General features: G+C 47.1%; 15 protein-coding genes and 1 pseudogene. 9 read left to right on the forward strand and 7 right to left on the reverse strand.

Annotation, left to right across the window (positions count from 1 at the left end; all coding sequences use genetic code 11):
* Positions 1 to 32: 32 nt before the first annotated feature.
* Complete coding sequence (locus CMO31_01815; GenBank protein MAZ52737.1) at positions 33 to 743, forward strand: haloacid dehalogenase type II; 711 nt, start codon at positions 33 to 35, stop codon at positions 741 to 743.
* 8 nt (positions 744 to 751) lie between these two features.
* Positions 752 to 1705 carry a hypothetical protein gene (locus CMO31_01820; protein ID MAZ52738.1) on the forward strand — a complete coding sequence of 318 codons (954 nt, stop codon included), beginning with the start codon at positions 752 to 754 and terminating at the stop codon, positions 1703 to 1705.
* On the opposite strand, the gene CMO31_01825 is transcribed toward CMO31_01820, so the two are convergent.
* The gene (locus CMO31_01825) at positions 1706 to 2395 is read right to left on the reverse strand and encodes an EamA family transporter (GenBank protein MAZ52739.1); all 690 of its coding nucleotides are present in this window, start codon (positions 2393 to 2395) and stop codon (positions 1706 to 1708) included.
* 533 nt (positions 2396 to 2928) lie between these two features.
* On the opposite strand from CMO31_01825, the gene CMO31_01830 reads away from it, so the two are divergent.
* Entirely contained in the window at positions 2929 to 4125 is a 1197-nt protein-coding gene (locus tag CMO31_01830; protein MAZ52740.1) for a formyl-CoA transferase, read from the forward strand.
* 112 nt (positions 4126 to 4237) lie between these two features.
* Here the strand turns inward: CMO31_01830 and CMO31_01835 are convergent, their stop codons facing one another.
* From CMO31_01835 to CMO31_01845, 3 genes are all read right to left on the reverse strand, one after another.
* Positions 4238 to 4912, reverse strand: a complete 675-nt coding sequence (locus tag CMO31_01835; protein MAZ52741.1) for a Zn-dependent hydrolase — start codon at positions 4910 to 4912, stop codon at positions 4238 to 4240.
* Between the two features lie 100 nt (positions 4913 to 5012).
* The gene (locus CMO31_01840) at positions 5013 to 6587 is read right to left on the reverse strand and encodes a malate synthase A (protein ID MAZ52742.1); all 1575 of its coding nucleotides are present in this window, start codon (positions 6585 to 6587) and stop codon (positions 5013 to 5015) included.
* A 199-nt stretch (positions 6588 to 6786) separates the two neighbouring features.
* Positions 6787 to 7347, reverse strand: coding sequence for a molybdenum cofactor guanylyltransferase (locus CMO31_01845; protein ID MAZ52743.1), 561 nt, complete (start codon positions 7345 to 7347; stop codon positions 6787 to 6789).
* A gap of 58 nt (positions 7348 to 7405) precedes the next feature.
* Between CMO31_01845 and CMO31_01850 the strand changes: the two genes are divergently transcribed.
* From CMO31_01850 to CMO31_01875, 6 genes and pseudogenes are all read left to right on the forward strand, one after another.
* Positions 7406 to 8116, forward strand: a complete 711-nt coding sequence (locus CMO31_01850) for a hypothetical protein (protein ID MAZ52744.1) — start codon at positions 7406 to 7408, stop codon at positions 8114 to 8116.
* A 560-nt stretch (positions 8117 to 8676) separates the two neighbouring features.
* Complete coding sequence (locus CMO31_01855; protein ID MAZ52745.1) at positions 8677 to 10575, forward strand: molecular chaperone DnaK; 1899 nt, start codon at positions 8677 to 8679, stop codon at positions 10573 to 10575.
* 56 nt (positions 10576 to 10631) lie between these two features.
* Positions 10632 to 11225 (forward strand): nucleotide exchange factor GrpE, encoded by a 594-nt coding sequence (gene grpE / locus CMO31_01860; protein ID MAZ52746.1) that lies wholly within the window; start codon positions 10632 to 10634, stop codon positions 11223 to 11225.
* 26 nt (positions 11226 to 11251) lie between these two features.
* Positions 11252 to 12133 (forward strand): annotated as a pseudogene (locus CMO31_01865) (molecular chaperone DnaJ).
* A 32-nt stretch (positions 12134 to 12165) separates the two neighbouring features.
* Positions 12166 to 13194 carry a hypothetical protein gene (locus tag CMO31_01870; GenBank protein ID MAZ52747.1) on the forward strand — a complete coding sequence of 343 codons (1029 nt, stop codon included), beginning with the start codon at positions 12166 to 12168 and terminating at the stop codon, positions 13192 to 13194.
* A 176-nt stretch (positions 13195 to 13370) separates the two neighbouring features.
* Positions 13371 to 15422: a thioredoxin domain-containing protein gene (locus CMO31_01875; protein MAZ52748.1), complete on the forward strand. Its 2052-nt coding sequence runs from the start codon at positions 13371 to 13373 to the stop codon at positions 15420 to 15422.
* A gap of 217 nt (positions 15423 to 15639) precedes the next feature.
* On the opposite strand, the gene CMO31_01880 is transcribed toward CMO31_01875, so the two are convergent.
* The 3 genes from CMO31_01880 to CMO31_01890 form a co-directional block, all read right to left on the reverse strand.
* Entirely contained in the window at positions 15640 to 17985 is a 2346-nt protein-coding gene (locus CMO31_01880; protein MAZ52749.1) for a glutamine--tRNA ligase, read from the reverse strand.
* Between the two features lie 386 nt (positions 17986 to 18371).
* Positions 18372 to 18998, reverse strand: coding sequence for a hypothetical protein (locus CMO31_01885; GenBank protein ID MAZ52750.1), 627 nt, complete (start codon positions 18996 to 18998; stop codon positions 18372 to 18374).
* Between the two features lie 82 nt (positions 18999 to 19080).
* The gene (locus CMO31_01890; GenBank protein MAZ52751.1) at positions 19081 to 19758 is read right to left on the reverse strand and encodes a hypothetical protein; all 678 of its coding nucleotides are present in this window, start codon (positions 19756 to 19758) and stop codon (positions 19081 to 19083) included.
* Positions 19759 to 20005: the final 247 nt, after the last annotated feature.

Consider the following 20005-nt stretch of genomic DNA (forward strand, 5'->3'; position numbering starts at 1 on the left):
ATTCACTTCACGTTAAGTAGTTCGGCAAAAGGTTGCTTTGGCATAACGCGTGCCATGGCATTATCCGGAATCTAGTCGTGATAGATAAGGTAATTGTTTTTGATGCCTACGGCACGTTATTTGACGTTGGTTCTGTGAATATGAGCCTGGCTCGACTTTTTCCTGATAAGTCTATAGCAATTAGCCAACTCTGGCGATTCAAGCAGTTGGAGTATACATGGCTCCGGGCACTAATGGACAACTATTGTAATTTTGAAAGCGTTACCTGCCAAGCTCTCGATTATGTGTTAGCTCACTTCGGTCTAGATCTTGAAGAAGCCGAGAGACAAGAGTTATCCACCGCTTACTTGCGATTAACCCCGCATCCTGAAGTGAGGGAATGTCTAGAAGCCTTGTCGCTTTGGCAGCGCTCGATTCTTTCAAATGGTACTTCTCAAATGCTTTGGTCCCTCGTTGAGTCAGCCAGTCTGACTTCTCAGTTTGATTCGATCATGAGTGCTGACGCTGTTAAAACGTTTAAGCCTCATCCTCGAGTTTATCGGCTGGTAACCGAATATTTTAGCGTTGAAGCTAGCGAAGTTACTTATGTGACCTCAAATTCTTGGGATGCTGCTGGAGCGAAATCATTCGGGTTCTTTACCTGTTGGGTTAATCGCTTTGGTGATTCCGATGAAGAAATTGGGATATCGCCAGATTTGAAAGTTAGTAACCTGAGAGAGCTTGTCTCTGCTTTGGGCAGTTGATGGGAAGTATTTTAGGTAGCGTAAGAGTTGCTTGTGCGGAAGTTGCCCAAGGTGCACGATTCGTGAGAATAACTAGTGAACTTGATTCGTATGCTAAGGGACTTGGGTTGGTGAATTTGCCCAAGCCTTACTATGATTTACGGCATCACTACTATAGTTCTGATCCGGAGGCGTTGGCTGCATTTGTTATTACTCTTAACGCAATTAACTTTGGCTCTGGGTATTTCTCAAGTTTGATTTTACGTCCAGGCCTTTCAGGGTATTTCACCATAGCAATGGGTTTGAAAGAGCACTTTGAAAATGAGGGTCCCTTGTCTGCTTGTGATTTGAGTTCCCTAGATGCTGAGGCGCTCTCGAAGATATTTAGACAGAATTTATGTAATCCAATCCGGAGTGAATTGTTAGCATTGTTTGCCCAGGCACTAAATGATCTTGGTTCCTACTTAAATTTTGCTCATCAAGGGCAGTTCCTGAAGTTAGTGGAGGCTGCTAATCATTCTGCAGAGAATCTGATTAAATTTCTTATTAAGATGCCGTTATACCGTGATGTGTTCTACCTGAGAGGTCTCGAGGTGCCATTTTACAAGCGTGCCCAGATTACAGTTTCTGACCTTGCGCTAGCCTTTAGTGGCCAAGGAGCAGGTGAATTCCATGATCTCGACGAGCTAACAATTTTTGCTGATAATTTGGTTCCACACGTGTTGTGGGTAGATAAGGTCCTAGAATACGATGACGATTTAGTCAGCCGGATTGTGCAGGGACGAGAGCTCAAATCAGGGTCGACGGAAGAGATTGAACTTCGGGCTGTAACTCTTCATGCGGTTGAGGAGATGACTGCAGTCCTCAAGAAAAATAGGATATTCATTACAGCCCGAAATCTAGATATCTTCTTATGGAATCGGGGGCAGGCCGAGTACTACAAACACGTTCCTAGCCATCGAACCAGAACCACTTTTTATTAATTAGTTATTGTTTCGTTGTTTCCACTGCATCAATAAGTACCAACCCACGGCCATAAAGACTGTTATGGCTCCAATGACCTGCCAAGAATTGAATAATTTCTCATTGAGAATCAACCAACCTATAGCTAGTGTTACTACTAGTCGCCAGGGCATCAGGCTACTAACGGCTGGTGCTCCTATGCGAGCAATGGCAGTTATGTTACTAATATTTGCTCCGATTGGAACCAATACTATGAATGCGAGAACCGCCAATATATCGATCGCGGGTAGTTGAAGCCATGCCCCCCAATCTTCTTTGAGAAGAAAGCTGGTGACGAGAGCAGGTGGGGTAAGCATACTTCCCTGAAAAACCAGCATTTGGCTGGGACGGAGATTGTTCTGGGCGCCTCGACGAATAACCATCATATGAAGTGCAAATAAGACTCCTGTGCTGATTGCCAGACCAATACCGATACGGTCGTCAAGTCCCATGTTGAAATTAATGCTAGTTCGATTAATGTCGCTAGAGAGCATTAGAATGGCGCCAACAAAGGTAGCCAGAATCGCCCGCTTAGTATAGGGCGGTACGGCTTCCCTAAGCAGCAGCCAATTTAAGCCGACTACTATGAAAGGAGTCATGAGGACAAAAAGCTGTACGTTAATGGCTAGTGTGAAACGGGCAGCGAGGAGATTAGACGCAACGCGCAGCACGTGAAGCACTCCTAGTGTCCAGAGTGTGGACGAGTTGAGAAAACTGAATCCATGGCGGGGGAGCATGAAAAATAGCATCGTCAATAAAAGTGGGGTACCTACGACTGTAAGGAATGACATGCTAGGTAGTCCCACCACATTCTGTAAGTATCGTGCTAATACTGGGGAGATTCCCCAGCAGGTGTGAGCTATAAGTGCGACCATTAGCCAAGAAATGCCAAGTCTAGGTGTAGTACTTTGTTTCACGCAGCACAATTTCTGATTTGCAACAATACAATTTGCAAGGGCGCTTTATTCTCAGCCCACGGCCAAAAAGAATATGTTAGGAATTTGATCATCAGAACTCGATTTGGCCTTTCTGAGACATTTTATCGTAACGTTGGAATGTATGGGTATCGGAAAACAGAAAGTTTCCTCCCAACAAAATTATAATCTGGTCGTGTTCGCGGTGTTATACAAATTGCCAGCTGTCATATCCGCTGCGTAATTTCTTCCCTCTCCCATTAAAAGCCCATACGCAGTATTCTAGGGTTGTGGATTCTAACCAAGGCATTCCGTTGTCCTTGCCTTTAGAAGGTATTCGCGTCGTCGAAATGACAGAGGCGCTAGCTGGACCCTACTGCTGCATGATGCTGGGAGATTTAGGTGCTGATGTCATCAAGGTTGAACGAAAAAAGATTGGTGATCAGACAAGAACCTGGGGCCCTCCGTTTGTCGAAGGAGAAAGCGCGTATTTCCTGTCTGTAAATCGCAACAAGCGTAGCTTTGCGCTGGATATTAAAGACGAAGCTGATTTAAAAGTGCTTCACCAATTGATTGAAACGGCTGACGTGTTTGTGACCAATAACCCACGAATGGCGTCTCTAAAAAGGGCCAATCTTGACCCTACTACTTTACGCAACCTTAACTCCAGGTTAATTTATGTCGCAATTAGTGGGTATGGCCATAGTGGTCCTAAGGCAAACCGTGGAGGTTATGACGTTATCGCCCAGGGTGAGGCAGGTTTAATGGCTCTTACTGGTGAAGCAGACGAAGGTCCTAAGCGGTTCCCCACTCCAATTGCTGATATTACGGCCGGGATTTACTCAGTTATGGGAGTCCTCACAGCTCTTTATGCAAGAGACAAGAGTAACGATGGTACTGGAAGAGGACAGTTTATTGACGTATCGCTCTTGGATGCCCAGATTACGTGGCTTGCGAATCTTGGGGCAAGCTATCTTATTGCAGGGAAGCGACCAGAAAAAATTGGTAATTTGCATCCCACCATTACGCCTTATCAACCGTTAAAAACTAGTGATCGGCCGATCATGGTGGCGGTGGGTACCGAGCCACTATGGAGGCGTTTTTGTAAAGTACTCGACATAGAAACAAGCATTATGGAGGACCAACGTTTTGCAACAAACCCTTTAAGGAATAGTAACCGTAGTCAACTCATACCACTCCTTGAAGATATCCTAAAAACTCAGTGCGCTGATTACTGGATTGATGCATTCGTGGAGGAACAGATTCCAGCTGGGCCGATTAATTTGCCAGAGCATATTTTGAATGATCCGCACCCATTGGCTCGTGGCATGGTTGTCGAATTAGAACATCCGCTTGTAGGTCTTGTTAGGACTATTGGAAATCCAATTAACCTAAGTGAAACCCCACCAACTTACCGTCGCTATCCGCCGCTACTCGGGGAACATAACGAGGAGTTGATAGCTGAACTGTTAAATCTACCTGGTTAACCAATATCTTAGGTTAATTAATTCTTAAAATGACAGTTATTTGTAGTTAACTGATTTTGCTAGCGCTTATACTCGTGTCTCACCCTTAATTCTGAATATTTAGCTTTTATTCCTAGCAGTAATCCATGACCAATATCCTGGTCTCTGTAGGTAGATTGTCCTTAGTAAGGGTGACGTTTGATTCGAAGGCGAAGTCTATTTGTTCATTAGGAAAAAGCGCAAGGAATGAATCAATCCATAGGCTATTACGTGGTTTATATCTGAGTGTTCTGAAATGCATTGGAATGACGATTCGAGGCGCCGTGTCGTTTATCACCCGTTTAAGGTCGTCAAGTTCTATGGTTGGATGACCTCCTGCCAGGGCAAGCAAAATATCTGTATTTTCAAAGAACTCTAATTGACTTTTTGATAGAGCATTGCCGACATCCCCTAAGTGACCAATATTTATCCCGTCTACATTGAGTCGATACATGGCATTCTGATCAGGATCGTGGTATCGATGATTTAGTGCTTCCATAGCTTCGATAGCTTCGAACCGTATCCCTAACTCCGTTCGCTCACGCCCATTCTGGGCAATTTCTAGGGCATTAATAATAGTGGGAGCTCCTGGTATTAGGTGTGCATTGCAATGAAAGGAGTCGGTGGCAGAAGAAATGACTACCAGGTCAGCGGGCTCTGTGAAACTTTTATAGCCAGAGGTGTCAGGGTCATAGGGGTCAGTAACAATTGTTTTGCCATCCGAAGATTCAATCCGAAAACTGGCGTGGCCATACCAAGTTAACTGCATTTTTCTCCCAATTCGTTTTGGACGTAGGCTGGCGAAATAAGTTCAAAGAACTTACTCGACCAAAACCTTGGTTGAATTATTTCCCGCCTATCGTAGGGCTTCAGAGCTTCTTGTAGGCGGGAAGAGTCAAGAAAGGCTCGAATTTGTCCGTAAGCACTAGTTGATCCAGAGTCTTGACTGCTTCTGGGTACTTTTGGACGCCCTTGGAAGTTAGTCGGGCGTACTCTTCATCACGTAAGCGCTTGTACATCTCCGTATTTACAGGACGACCGTCGTCTAATTTAGCTCCATGGCGGATCCATTGCCAAAGCTGTGCCCTAGAAATTTCTGCTGTAGCTGCATCCTCCATCAGATTGTAAATTGCGGCAGCTCCGTTTCCAGAGAACCAGGCATTCAGGTATTGTAGGCCCACATCGATGTTCATCCGTACACCGTCGTGAGTAACACTGCCTTCGAAATCTAGGTCTAGCAGGTCACTCCCACTAACGTTTAGGTCCTCACGCATGTTTCCTTTTTGGTTGGGCGAGGCTCCAAAGGTGGCGCCGAAGGCTTCCTCGGCTAGTGGCACGAGGTCAGGGTGAGCTACCCATGTTCCGTCGTATCCTTGATCAGCCTCTCGTTTCTTGTCTTCTCGGACTTTGGCCAGAGCTTTCTCATTGACCTCTGGATCACGGCGGCTTGGGATGAAGGCTGCCATTCCACCAATCGCGTGAGCACCCCGGCGGTGGCAGGTTTTGACCAGGAGTTCAGCATAGGCCCGCATAAATGGTACTCCCATGGTTACCTCAGCTCGGTCGGGCAACAACATATTTCCGCGTTGTGAGAATTTCTTGATTACACTAAAGATGTAATCCCAACGGCCTGCGTTGAGTCCGGCCATGTGATTGCGTAACTCGTAGAGTATTTCATCCATCTCGAAGGCGGCAAGGATTGTCTCAATTAAAACTGTAGCTCGAATAGTCCCACGGGGAATCTCTAGAGCATCCTGAGTGAAATCGAAGACCTCGTTCCACAGTCGGGCTTCTAGGTGACTCTCTAGTTTGGGGAGGTAAAAATAAGGTCCACTGTCCCGGTCAAGTGCGGCCCGGGCGTTGTGGAACATGTGCAGCCCGAAGTCGAATAGGCTGGCTGAAACGGCATCGCCGTCAACAATGAGGTGTTTTTCTGGTAGGTGCCAACCGCGAGGTCGAACAACTAAGGTGGCGATGGTATCACCAAGTTCATAGATTCGGTCGCGGTCGTGATCCTCTAGGCGTATTGTTCGTCGAACAGCATCACGGAGGTTAATTTGGCCTTCTACCACGTTAGACCAGGTGGGACTGGTAGCGTCCTCGAGGTCAGCCATAAATACCTTAGCACCTGAATTAAGAGCGTTTATCATCATTTTGCGATCTACCGGGCCGGTTATTTCAGCTCGACGATCATCCAAATCTTTAGGTGCCGGGCCTACTTTCCAATCGCCTTCACGGATGTTGGCTGTGCTAGTTAGAAAATCAGGATTTTCGCCTGCGTCAATGCGGGTCTGTCTTTCTACCCGATGTTGCAGTAGCTCGGTCCGCCTTTGGTTGAATTCTCGGTGAAGGCTTGCAACTAAGCTGAGAGCTTCAGGGGTAAGTATTTCCTCAAAACCCTTAATTGGGCCTTCGAGGCTTACTCCGTCAGGTAGATGCTTCATGGTTCCCCTTTCGATTAGCCCAAAGTGTGGGCACTGTGTCTAGTGAATCTATCATGTCTCTTCTGAAGGATTGATAACTAAATACCAGATTGAGCTTTAGAGATTACTGGAGTGGTTGATTTGCTGCCAACAACTACCACATGGTTCTATCTATCATCAGCAAGCGCTAAAAGAACGTCAAGAAAAGCAGTAGAATCCTTCATAAGTCTTCTGGTTTATTAATGTTTTTAAACAATCCGCCCAAAGCAAACGGTTGCGACGCAACATAGGTTGTATTGAGGTCAGCCATTAGTGCGTGAAGAGAAAACTGGTTTGTGCGGAGCCTAGTTTCTATTATTGGTAGAGCTGTGCGGTGATATAGAGCTGCTAATGGCTCTAGCCTGCCATTATCATGTTTTATCACAACAGCTTGGCTATCCCCCTTTGCGTTGTAAAGAAAACGCCAGTAGGTTGTGTTTAGATTGGGTAGATCACAAGCAGCAACAGCTACCCAGGAGTGGTTTGCATAGGTTAGGGCGCTATGTAGACCAGACATTGGGCTTCCTGTCTTGATGAGGTCGGGATATATGGGAACATTTACGGAAGATATTGGTTGATTCGCTATTACGAAGCGTTCGTGCGCTTCTGTCAGACTTTGGAGGACATGGCAAAGGAGGGTTTGGCCCTGGTAGTTAGCCATAGCTTTATTACTTCCGAAACGCTTTGAGCGGCCTCCTGCTAAGACTGCTCCGCTGAAAGGATCCTTGCTAACTTGTGCCATGTCATGATTTTACTTTCTGCAGGGGCATAATAGTTGAGACCTTTACTTTGGAGGGTTCATGCATATAGCGCACGGGTGGGTTCGTTACCTTGGGGTCGCATTGTGGGCCGCAGGACTTGCTGTGTTTTGGATAAGAATCCGGAGCTGGGAGGGGGGGATTGGCGCTCTTTTAGAGAGTTGGCTTTTAGCGGTGACGATTTCTCCATTAAGTGGTCTGTGGCTCTTTGTGATTTACCTTGTACGGCCAGTTCTATTTTTGCCGACAACTATTCTTACTGTTTGCTCTGGATACCTTTTTGGTCCATTTTGGGGATTCGTGTACTCTTTTATCGCTACACTTACTTCCGCTTCGTTAGCTTATTTTTTCCCGAAGTTGTTGTCGATACGTATAGTCCCTCCTAGTGTGGGGTTTTTCCAAGGTCTTCGGGAAGCGGCGTTTGAGACGGTGCTCTGTGCTCGGTTGGTCGCGGTTCCCGGTGATTTTGTGAACTACGCTTCTGGGATTTTGCGAGTGCCGTTTACTGCATTTTTTGTTGCTACTGCTATTGGGGGGCTACCCAGCTTGTTAGTTGCTGTATTAGCTGGAGCCTCAATTGAAGGAGATTTTAGGTTTGGAGGATTCAGGTTAAACATTTGGTACATTTTGATTTCGTTAGTCCTGCTAGTAGGTAACCTCGTTGTTGCGAGGGAGATTCGAAGGCGCCAGAGGATCGGTTTGGGTAAGGGATGCGCAAAGCAAAAAAAAAGCGCTCAACCTGAGCGCGTATAAAGGGCATAATACCGCGTTATGCATTATTCGTCAAGGGTTTGCATCTTGATTGCGTTTAAGGGGGTAAAACCCTATCAAATGACCTCCTAAAGTAGTGTTTTAGGGTACTAAAGCTGGTTTTTCCAGCATTAATTAAGTCTATGCTTGCTTTGTTGATCTTATGTAACTTACTTTAATTCCCTAGATCTTCGGTTTTTTGGAGATGTTTGATTTGGTTGTTTAGCGGTTATCTTTGCACGCTAAAATTCTTGTGTAGTTCGTAAGCTTAGCCACCTAAGTTACTCAATCGAGGTCGGGAATTACCTGGGTTAGTTAACGAAATGGGAGCGGATAACCCCATTGTTATTGATTGGCGCCCAAATTATTTTTCTACGCTACATAGGAAACCATTTCGCAACTAGGGAATGACAAAGAAACTTGATAATGATAGACTCATATCTGTTGACACCGTGAACGCCTCTCGGTATAATTGCGTCCGGTGAGAACTCTGCGCCTTGTCCTAGCAGGTTTCCTGACGAGGCATGTTCGGTCCACCCCATTAACGGTTAAGGAGTTTACGGATGGCAAAGGCAATTGGAATAGATCTCGGTACTACAAACAGCGTCATTGCTGTGATGGAAGCTGGTGAACCAGCGGTCTTAGTGAATAGTGAAGGTAATCGCACCACCCCGTCAGTTGTTGCCTTTAAGGATGACCAGCGACTGGTTGGTCAGGTAGCTAAACGGCAGGGAGTGCTTAATCCTCAGGGCACCCTATTTGAGGTTAAGAGGTACATTGGTCGTACCTGGGGGGAAATTCAGGGTGAAGCGGAACGAGCTCCCTATGAGGTTGTCCAGGGCGACGATGATGGAGTACGTTTTGTAGTCGAGGGAGAGCAGTACACGCCTGAAGAAATTTCGGCGATGGTTCTACGAAAAATGGTGGACGATGCGAGCGCCTCATTAGGCGAGACGTTGACAAAAGCCGTGATAACTGTCCCAGCCTATTTCAATAATTCCCAACGCGAAGCAACCCAAAATGCCGGTAAGATTGCTGGTTTAGAGGTTCTTCGTATCGTGAATGAACCTACAGCCGCAGCTCTCGCTTACGGTTTGGACAAGAAGGGTAACGAAACTGTTCTAGTGTTCGATCTTGGGGGAGGGACTTTTGATGTTTCTATCCTCGAGGTAGGTGAAGGGGTTTTTGAAGTACGTTCCACCTCCGGAGATACACACCTTGGGGGTTCGGACTTCGATCATGCCATTGTTGACTGGCTCGCTGACGATTTTCAGCAGGAGTACGATGTTGATCTTCGTAAGGATAAGCAGGCTTTGCAGCGGCTTATTGAGGCTGCAGAGAAAGCCAAAATTGAGCTTTCTGGTCTTCCAGAAACCACCTTAAGCTTGCCTTTTATTGCTATGGATCCTGGCTCTAACGCGCCACTGTATCTTGAGAAGAAATTGACGCGTAGCACTTTTGAGGAGCTCATATCTCCTCTACTTAAGCGTGTTCGCGAACCGGTGCAAGCTGCTCTTCGCGACGCTAAACTTTCCCAGGATGGGATTGATGAAGTGATCCTGGTGGGTGGTTCGACCCGCGTTCCGGCAGTTAAGCAACTTGTTACCGACATGCTTGGAAAGGAACCTAATCAGACGGTAAATCCTGATGAGGTCGTAGCTCTAGGCGCAGCTATCCAAGCGGGTGTACTGACCGGTGATGTAGATGACATTGTACTTCTCGATGTCACTCCTTTAAGCCTTGGAGTTGAGACAAAGGGGGCCGTGTTCACTCGTCTTATAGATAGGAACACTACCATCCCAGTTAAGAAGGGTCAGACGTTTACCACAGCTGAACATAATCAAACTGGTGTTGAAGTACACGTACTCCAGGGTGAGCGTGAAATGGCTGCTCACAACAAGTCATTGGGCCGATTTAAGCTTGAGGGCATTCCTCCCATGCCAGCAAGTACACCACAGATTGAGATTACGTATGATATTGATGCTAACGGCATATTGAGCGTTACCGCTCAGGAGAAGTCAACCAACAAAGAGGCTTCAATAACTATTCAGAACACGACTACTCTTTCCGAGGATGAAGTCGATCGGATGGTCCAGGAAGCTGAAGTCAATGCTGATGCTGATAAGGAAGCACGAGAGCTCGCGGAGGCTCGTAATCAACTAGATGCTCTCCGACTTGAAGCGAAACGGGTGCTGGATGAGGCAGAAGGTGCACCTGATGAACTTACAGTTCCAGTACGTGAAATCATCGAGACGGCAGAAAAGGCAATTAACGATTCTGATGTTACTAAGGATCGTTACGAAAAACTCACTGGTGAGTTAGGTCAGGCGCTTCAAGCCCTTCAACAGGCGACAACGGCAACCACTTCCGCAGAAGGGGAGGAGAACGCCGAAGATGACGTCAATAGCTCGAAAGATGATGACGAAGAGGTCATCGATGCTGATTTCAAACCGGCTGGGTAGGGGAGGTCGTAATATCCCGTACACAGTTACTTCCTATTCCCTAGCGACGGAGTCACATGAGTAAAAGAGATAAAGAAAATACGAATAATGTGTCCCAGGAATCTGTAAATCCCCCTAGTGAAACTGAGGCTGAAGTTACTGTCAACAAAGGGGAATTAAGTGAGATCGATATTCTTCGTGAAGAGCTTGCTACTCTCCAGGCCTCCCTTGCTACCATCGAGTCGGAACTTTCGGATGCCAACGACCGGCATTTAAGGGCACGGGCGGACCTCGATAACTACCGCCGGCGTGCAGCGCAAGACGCAGATCGTGCGCGGCAAGCAGGGCTAGACAGTGCTGTACTTCCAATACTGTCCGTATTCGATGATCTCGGTCGGGCTTTAGCGGTTGCGGATGAAGAAGATCCAGCAAAGATCATTCCTGGTGTTCAGTCTGTGATGGCAGGCTTGGAACGTAATCTTGATTCCTTGGGGCTTAAACGGATAGGTGAGATTGGCGAAAAGTTTGACCCTGACCTGCATGAGGCGCTCACGGCAGTCCCGACTGACGATTCCGAGAAAAAGGGGACGATTGCCGAGGTATTCCAGTCTGGTTTTGTCCGCGATGAACGTCTAGTACGGCCTGCTCGTGTGCTAGTTTTTCAAGAGTAATTACATAGCCAGAGGGGAGATGCCGGGTGTCTAGTTACAAGGACTACTATGATGTTCTCGGCGTGTCGAGAAATGCGGATCAGGATGGAATTAAATCTGCATTTCGAAAACTTGCTGCCAAGCACCATCCGGACCGAAACCTAAACGATTCCGGCGCTGAAGAGCGCTTTAAAGAAATTAATGAGGCATACACGGTTCTTTCTGACCCCGAGAAACGTCAGTTTTATAACCAGTTCGGCACCACCGATGGACACCCTAAATTTGCATCTCAAGGTGGCCCAACTTACACCAATGTTAGTCCTGAAGATTTCGCAGGTTTCTCCGACTTTTTCCAAGGGCTTTTTGGGGGAACGATGTGAGGAGGACAAGACCCGTTTGGTCAGTTCCATGGTGGTGTAACTAGTCGTCAAAACGTGCAGGCAAGCCTAACCATTGATCTTATTACCGCGTATCTAGGACAACAGACGACTGTCACAGTGGACGGGAGACGTCTTGAAGTGCAGATTCCCCAAGGTGCTAGGGCAGGTACCAAACTTAGGCTGCGGGGACATGCGCCCGGTGGTGGGGATCTACTGCTCAAGCTATCCCTAAAGCGACACCCAACATTTGCTCTTGATGGTGACAACGTTCGGGTTAAAATATCTGTACCAGATTATATGGCTGTTCTCGGCGGGAACGTTCGTGTGCCCACTCTTGATGGTGATGTTGAAATGTCTCTTCCTAAAGGTACCCAAACAGGTCGCGTACTCCGTCTACGTGGGAAAGGTTGGCCAAAGAGAACTGGCGGTAGGGGAGATGAACTTGCAGAGGTAAGTGTGGTTGTTCCTGAATTACCGACTGATGAACAACTTGAGTTATACCAACGGCTGGCGGCGGTTAAAAAGCAAATGGGTCGCGCGGCTAAGTGAGTCACTAAGCACACCCACCATCAGGTGGTAGGGTGCTTGTCATGAACTGCAAACCAAAACGTTGTTTAACCAGAATCCTATTACCGCTTGCTGTTTTTACTTTAATAGTACCGGCGGTTGCCCAGGATGATCCTGTCGTGATCCGTTTAGGAGAAAAAGTCGAGACGCTCTCTGAGTTCGACGAGCGTTTCGAGATTGCCCTAAAAGCTGTAGCTGCCTCGCAAAGAATGGAACTTACGGATACAATTCGAGCGCAGTTTGCTGAGTTTAGACCGGGTTTCCTTGAACAGAGGGTTACCTCTCTCGTTCTTATGAAAGCGGCAGAAGACCAAGGCATCCCCTTTCCCGAGGAATTCGTACAGGCTCGTGTTGACCAGATAAAAGCCAGTGTTGAGTCGGACCAGGAATTCGAAGACTTGCTGAACCTCTCTGGCTTTTCCAATGAGAGCCAATTACGACAAGTATTGGGTGAAACCGAGCAGATCCAGCAAGTTATGCGAGTCCTGAACAACGACATAAAGGTAACCACTGGTGAACTTGCTCTTCATTATTACGCTTATAAGGATCGGTATGCTTCGGAAGAAACTGTATGTGCCCGTCACATTCTCCAGGAGACTTTAGAAGAAGCTCAAGATACCCTCGCAGATCTCAAGGAGGGGGCCGAGTTTCAGCAGCTAGCTATTGATCGTAGTACTGGTCCCTCCGGACCTAATGGTGGGGATTTGAGTTGCTTCACCCGTGGTCAAATGGTTGCCCCCTTCGAAGAGGCAGCTTTCGGCGCAGAGGTTGACATACCCATTGGGCCCGTAGAAACCCAATTCGGTTTTCACACAATTCTCGTTTATGAACGTCAAGGCGGTAAGACTACACCATTCAGTGATGTTCGTGACCAAATTGAGGATGAAATTATACAAATTCGGATCTCCGAGGTCATAGAAACCCTAATAGTAGACTCGGGAGTACAGTCGTTCCCTGAGCTGTTAGAACTGACTCCGACCCAAGAGAGTGAGAGAGAAACAGGTTCTGACGGGGACGGTGATGGAAACAATCAGGGGGACTGAATTATTGCTGGTATAGTTCTAAAACTTTCGGGCTGATTTTCCTCGTTAAGATGCAGAAGAATCCAGTGTAGAAATTACGCCTGTGTCAAGGTACATCTATTGGCAGTAGTTAGTTGTGCAATGTTTAGTGTTTTTGAGTTGCTTTTCAAACCTTCCTTCGGTGCTACCCTGCGGTAATGGGTCACCAAAAAAATCGATTGGCGGGCGAGACGAGTCCGTACCTGTTGCAGCATCAGGAAAACCCTGTCGATTGGTATCCCTGGGGCGAAGAGGCATTTCGAGAAGCTAGAGAACAAGATCTCCCAATACTATTGTCGGTCGGCTACTCGTCTTGCCACTGGTGCCATGTCATGGCACACGAGTCATTCGAAGACGAAGCGACCGCTCGCGTGATGAACCAATACTTCATCAATGTAAAGGTAGATCGTGAAGAGCGACCAGATGTTGACGCAATATATATGAGCGCTGTTCAGGCGATGACGGGGCACGGTGGTTGGCCTATGACGGTAATTTTGACGCCGACTGGGGAACCGTTCTTTGCCGGTACTTATTTCCCAGTGGAAGACCGCTACGGACAGCCTGCTTTCGGTCGCGTACTTCGTGCCTTGATTGATTTGTGGGAGGGCCGGCGGGATGAAGTTGAAAATTCAGCAAGCGATATCACCAAACACCTCCAACGTTCCTTTGAATTGCCTGTCGGAGAGGGCGGAGTAGAACCCTTCTCGTTATGTTCTGTAATTGAATCTCTACAAGAACAGTTTGATTCAAATCACGGCGGATTTGGTGGTGCTCCCAAGTTCCCGCCTCACGTATTGTTACGTTTTTTGTTAAGCCAGAAGAGCCCTAAGGTCCGAGATATGGCGTACTTTACCCTCACAAAAATGGCTCGTGGGGGAATTTTTGATCAGTTGGGTGGGGGTTTCAGCCGGTACAGTGTAGATAACCGCTGGCTAGTTCCTCACTTTGAAAAAATGCTTTACGACAATGCCCAATTAGTTAATAGTTATGCCCAAGCCTACGGTCAGACAGGTGACCCCCTTTATCTCAGGACGGTCGAAGAGACCCTCACATGGGTCAGTCGCGAAATGACTTCGGTGGAAGGTGGTTTTTACAGTGCCTTGGATGCTGACAGCGAGGGAGAAGAAGGTAAGTTTTATGCTTGGGATTTCACTGAGTTAGAAAAGATCCTAGGGGATGACACGGAACTAGTGGCTTCGTACTTTGGTGCGACTGAATCAGGAAATTTTGATGGTCGAAATGTGCTTGAAATTCCGAACGAAGACACTGTTCTTTCTGAGCGCTTCGGAGTGACCATCGAGGACATTGCAATTCGGATAGATCGGGCTCGGTCAACTCTCTTTAAGGCCAGAGAAGCCAGAATTAGACCCAGTCTAGATGACAAGATTCTGACGTCTTGGAACGGTCTTATGCTTGGTGCTTATGCCGATGCCGGGCGTTTACTTGGACGCGATGATTACATCTATGCTGCGCAGCGGAACGCGTGGTTTATCAAAGATAAGCTTTACAGTAAAGGTCGGCTTTTGCACAGTTACAAGGATGGCGAAGCGAGAATCGACGGGCTTCTAGAGGATTATGCATTTTTCGGGCTTGGCCTTTTGTCTCTATATCGAACTACCTTTGAAGCCACCTGGTTAGAGCTGGCTATTGACTTGGCAAAATCGGTGGTAGAGCATTTCCGTGACCCGCGAGGTGGATTTTTCAATACACCTGATGATGGTGAATCGCTCATAGTGCGTCCAAAGGGGATTTTTGATAGTGCGACCCCGGCCGAGGGTTTCGCTGCTGCTGAACTAATTTTTCGTGTTGGGCGATTCCTAGGGAATCACCATTACGAGGAGATAGCGATTGAGTCAGTTCGTCCTTTAAAGGATGCGATGGCTTCCCAACCTAGAGGTTTTGCTACAGCGTTGTTGGTCACAGAGGCTTTACTGAGTCCCCCTAGAGAAGTGGTTATTGTTGGGAGTCCAGAGGCAAACGATACTAAGGCTCTTGTGCAGGTCTTAAATGACCGCGATCTCTCCCAAGTAGTTCAGATCTTATCTTCGGGTGCCTCTGATCCACTATTGAAGGTACTTCCCTTATTGGAGGAAAAACATTCTTTAGGTGGTCGAGCTACGGCCTACGTTTGTGAGGGCGGGGCATGCAGAATCCCAGTTACCAGCCCTGATGATTTCGCTGAGCAGCTCGATACAGTTTTCGACCTATGAATAGCACCGGTGCCGAAGGGTCTTTAGAAGTGTAATTTATGATTAAAAGGTTCGACGAAAAGAGAACGGTAGTAGTTTGGGTTTATTCCCAAATCAGAGTTATAGATACTGTTGTTAAGTGAAGAAGTTAAGTTAAATCCGGATTGCCACTGCAAGTACACACGAGGTAGCAACACAAAAAAGCGTCGCCGATAATAGCTCTTCCTAAGAAAAATGGTTAAGTGTCATTTAATATTTTTTCGAGCAGCTCTTTCGTCATTTGTGGGTTTGCTTTGCCTTGTGTTTCTCGCATTACTTGGCCCATAAAAAAACCTAATAAACCCCTTTTGCCATCACGATATTCTGCTACCTTTCCAGAGTTTGCAGAAAGAACTGCTTTGAGGGTTTTCTCGAGTTCGGTCTCATTGCTGACCTGAGTGAGGCCTCGAGCCTCCATAATCTTGTCGGGGTCACCTTCATCCATAAGCATTGCTTCAAGAATTTCTTTAGCTGCTCGCGAAGAGATGGTCTTGTTATCAGTAAGGACAATAAGGCGAGTGAATTCGGTTGGACCGAAAGGTAGATCTGTCAAAGGCCTTGTTTTTGCTATCCGTGCTAATTCGTTTACCACCCAGTTAGCTAACGATATGGCGTCGTGGCCTTCTGTTACACAAGAGTCATAGAAATCAGCAAGATTATCGTTCATCGTGATCAATTGAGAATCAGCTTTTGAGAGACCGAGATTAACGTAATGTTCAAATCGTATAAGCTGTTTGCTCGAGAAAGATTTTGAGTAATCTAACGCCTCGGTTTGCCCTGAGGATGTTTTTTGGCTTGACCTCTTGGTAACAGTAGCTGCCCTGCTTGTTTTTTGATTGCTGCGTTTGGCATTCCAATTATCTCTTAGGGTGATTATTCGATTGAATACAAGACCGTTCGATGGTGACTGATGTGGGTCATGCCAAAAGTAGCCAAGGCGTTCGAATTGGTATCGGGTTTCAACCGAGTGGGATTTTACGTTCGGCTCGACAAACCCATTTTTAATTTCGAGCGACAGTGGGTTGAGGTCTTGAACCAGAGTCCTACCTTCTGCTCCTGGGACTGGAACCTGAAAGAGTCGATCGTAAAGCCGAAACTCAGCTGGGATAGCTGTTGCTGCTGCTAACCAATGGATTGTACCGGCAATCTTGCGGTCAGTTGGGTTAGCCCCTAATGTGTCAGGGTCGTAGGTGCACCTAAGTTCGACAGTGTTACCGTCAGCATCTTTGATGATCTCATTGCAGCGGATCACGTAGGCATGCCGGAGGCGGACTTCACTGCCGACTGCGAGGCGCCGCCAATCATCTGGTGGGTTAGTGCTAAAGTCACTTTGTTCAATAAACAATTGTTTGTCAAATTGTAAGGTCCGGGAGCCCTCGTTTGGGATGTCGTGTGGCCAGTAAGGAGCATCTAGACTCTCGATCTTGTCATCCGGGTAGTTAGTGATAACTACTTTCAGCGGTTCTGAGACAGCCAGGACTCGAGGTGCCCGTCGGTTTAGGTCGTCACGGATGGCGTACTCGAGAAGACCCAGGTCAGTCACGCTATTTGTCTTCGTTACCCCAACTCGATTCACGAAATCCTTTACTGCTTCGGGAGTAACTCCGCGGCGCCTGAGGGCAGCTAGAGTTGGCAAGCGTGGGTCATCCCAGCCACTCACGTGACCATCGGTAATGAGTGGCGCAAGCTTACGTTTGGATGTAACCGTGTACTCGAGGTTTAAACGTGCGAACTCGTACTGATGTGGTCGCGGAATTTCGAACAGAGATTCAACAAGCCAGTCGTAAATCTCACGGTTGTTTTCGAACTCCAATGAACAGAGACTATGGGTAACTCCCTCAAGCGCGTCAGATAATGGGTGAGCAAAGTCGTACATGGGGTATATGTTCCACTTATTGCCAGTACGGAAATGTGATTCATCCACAATTCGGTAGAGGATCGGATCCCGCATGATCATGTTGGGTGCCGTCATATCGATTCTGGCTCTAAGAACTCTTGATCCTTCTTTGAAAGCACCGTCCTTCATTCGCTTGAACAACTCAAGATTTTCAGCGGTGGAACGAGTCCTATACGGACTTTCGCGACCTGGAGCGGTTACGGATCCGCGGTATTCCCGGATTAAGTCCTCTGACAAGTCATCCACATAGGCTTTTTCTTGCTCAATGAGTTTTACAGCTAGGTTATAAAGTTGTTCAAAATAATCGGATGTGTGTAGGACATTCTCCCAACGGCAACCAAGCCAGTGCATGTCTTCCTGCATGGCTTTGACGAACTGGGAGTCCTCTGTCTCTGGGTTAGTGTCGTCGAAGCGGAGATTCGCGTAACCGTTATAGTCTTGAGCGATTCCAAAGTTCAACAAGAGAGCCATGCCATGCCCGATGTGGAGGAAACCATTCGGTTCTGGAGGAAATCTCGTCACGATTTTGCTTCGAAGACCCGCCCTAAGCTCCTCATCAATTACTTTAGTGATGAAGTTGGGTTGCACCGAACGGTCGGACTCTCTAATTCTTGGGCGATCGTTGGCCCCGGTGGGAGCTTCTTTCATAGGGAACCTCGCAGGCTTGATGGATCTCTAGTCAATAGTGGAGAGGGTAGCACTCAATGTCATTACCGACAAGAGTAAAAACTATCTTTACATAGACTATCAAGCTCCCATAAGGACCCACACCAAGGAATACAGAATTAGTTTGTGTCGGCACAAAATAGAAAGAAATTCAGTACGAGCAAATTAGAGTAGTTTGTTTTTTCTTTATTAGTTATGTTCTTCAACATCGAGAGTGGGCAATAAATACAAAATAGAGTTCGAGCAGAGAGTACAGTACGAATCTTCAAAACCGGACTACCGTGGACTATGTTTTCCTTTTTACTGAACCTATACAAGAAAAAACCCCTGAGGTTTAAGTCAGGGGTTTTTTCTTGTAATGACTTTGTTTAGCTGTCTGAGTTACCTAATGTTTGAATACCTAGTATAAGTGTTCCTAGCATGAAGAGGATCCAGGCACCGAATTGCGACCAAGCACCTATGCCTGGCCAAACGAAGTTGAGTGCTAAAAGCACTGCGGCAACTATTAATACAAGAGGAGCAATTGGGTTGTTCCCCTCACTCAAGAGACCCAAAGTGGTTAGTGCTAATGCGATGGCTAAAACAATTTGGCCACCAGTTGAGATTGCACCGGTGAGATCTAGGAACAATGTTCCGTGCTCAACCGAACTTGCGCCAGCAGCGCCCCATTCAAGGCCAAAGACAATTAGGACGCCAGCACTGAACAGTAAGAACAGAATCATTCCGATGTTACCGTTGCCAGCTCCTGCACCACCACCCATGGCCATACCACGAGCAACGAATGCTAGCGCAACTAGGATAGAAATGAATCCGCCATATGCGAATATCACTGCCCAGTGAGCTCTTGTTGCACTGTCGATCATGTTTTGCGCTACTTGAGCGGTGCTTGTGTCAGGACTACCGCCCGCCAGTGGTAAGTAAAGAACAAACCACCCAATAGCCGCTACTATCGTACCTATTACGAGAAGTAAACCTGTTTGCCTGCTTGATCCCATGATACCCTCCCTTTCGTTTTACCTTTGAACTTAACAAGGGGCTCGTGGCGCGCCACGAGCCCCTTGTTGACGAACTAATTCCTTACTCTGTAGCTGCTGAGGAAGCCCCCGAATCAGCGTTTCCCCTGAGGATGTTGATTCCCACGCCGATCGTGGCGAGACTCATGACAATCCAAATGATGAAGCCAAAGGAGCCACCTTGGCCACCAGAAAATGCCGAGGTGACCACCATAATTAAACCAGTTATAGTCAGGGTCCAACCCAAAAAGGCGGGAATGTTTTTCTCACAAGTTAGGGCAGTACCAAGGAACAATGCACCAATTCCCCAAAACAGACCGAAGCCCCCACCAAGATTATTACCAACAACTTCCAATTGAGCAGCCGCAGCCGTGAAACCATCAGCGAAAAGATCCTGAGCGCTTATCGATAAACCAATGAACCCTATCGCAACTGCCGCGAGGGCTGGGAAGATAAAACCAGGTATCGAAGCCCAGGTTGCGCCAGCTCCCTTAATCGAACGTGACAACCACGTGAAACCAGCGAACGTTGCGATCATAGCCAAGGACCCGAGGAACCCGAACAGATTTGCCACCACGGGCTTCGCCGCAGCCAGCTCCAAGTACCCTAGTGTTTCCTCTGAAGGACTTAAGCCTTCTCCTGATGTATCTCCAATTACTAACGGATCAAGCAATCCCCAAATTATGAACATTAGGAGCGGTCCTAAAACAAGGCACCATCCAGTTAACGATCTAGAATTCATTTTGTCCTCCATAAGACAAGTGCCGACCCAAAGTCCTACCTGACCCCGGTTATCGACGTTAATCCACAACCTACACCTATTTTCAGGACCCGTAGTATGAAAATTTACAGGAGCAAAGTGTAAAAGATTACAGGTTTTCTAAGGATTACGACCAATTAGCGTTGGAAAACCTACAAAAACCTAAACATGGAACAAAACCTAATACCCTTAGGAGGCCCACCGTTTAGTCTGAGAGATTACTTAGTTT

The sequence above is a fragment of the Trueperaceae bacterium genome, assembly GCA_002707365.1.
Lineage (GTDB): Bacteria > Deinococcota > Deinococci > Deinococcales > Trueperaceae > UBA6957.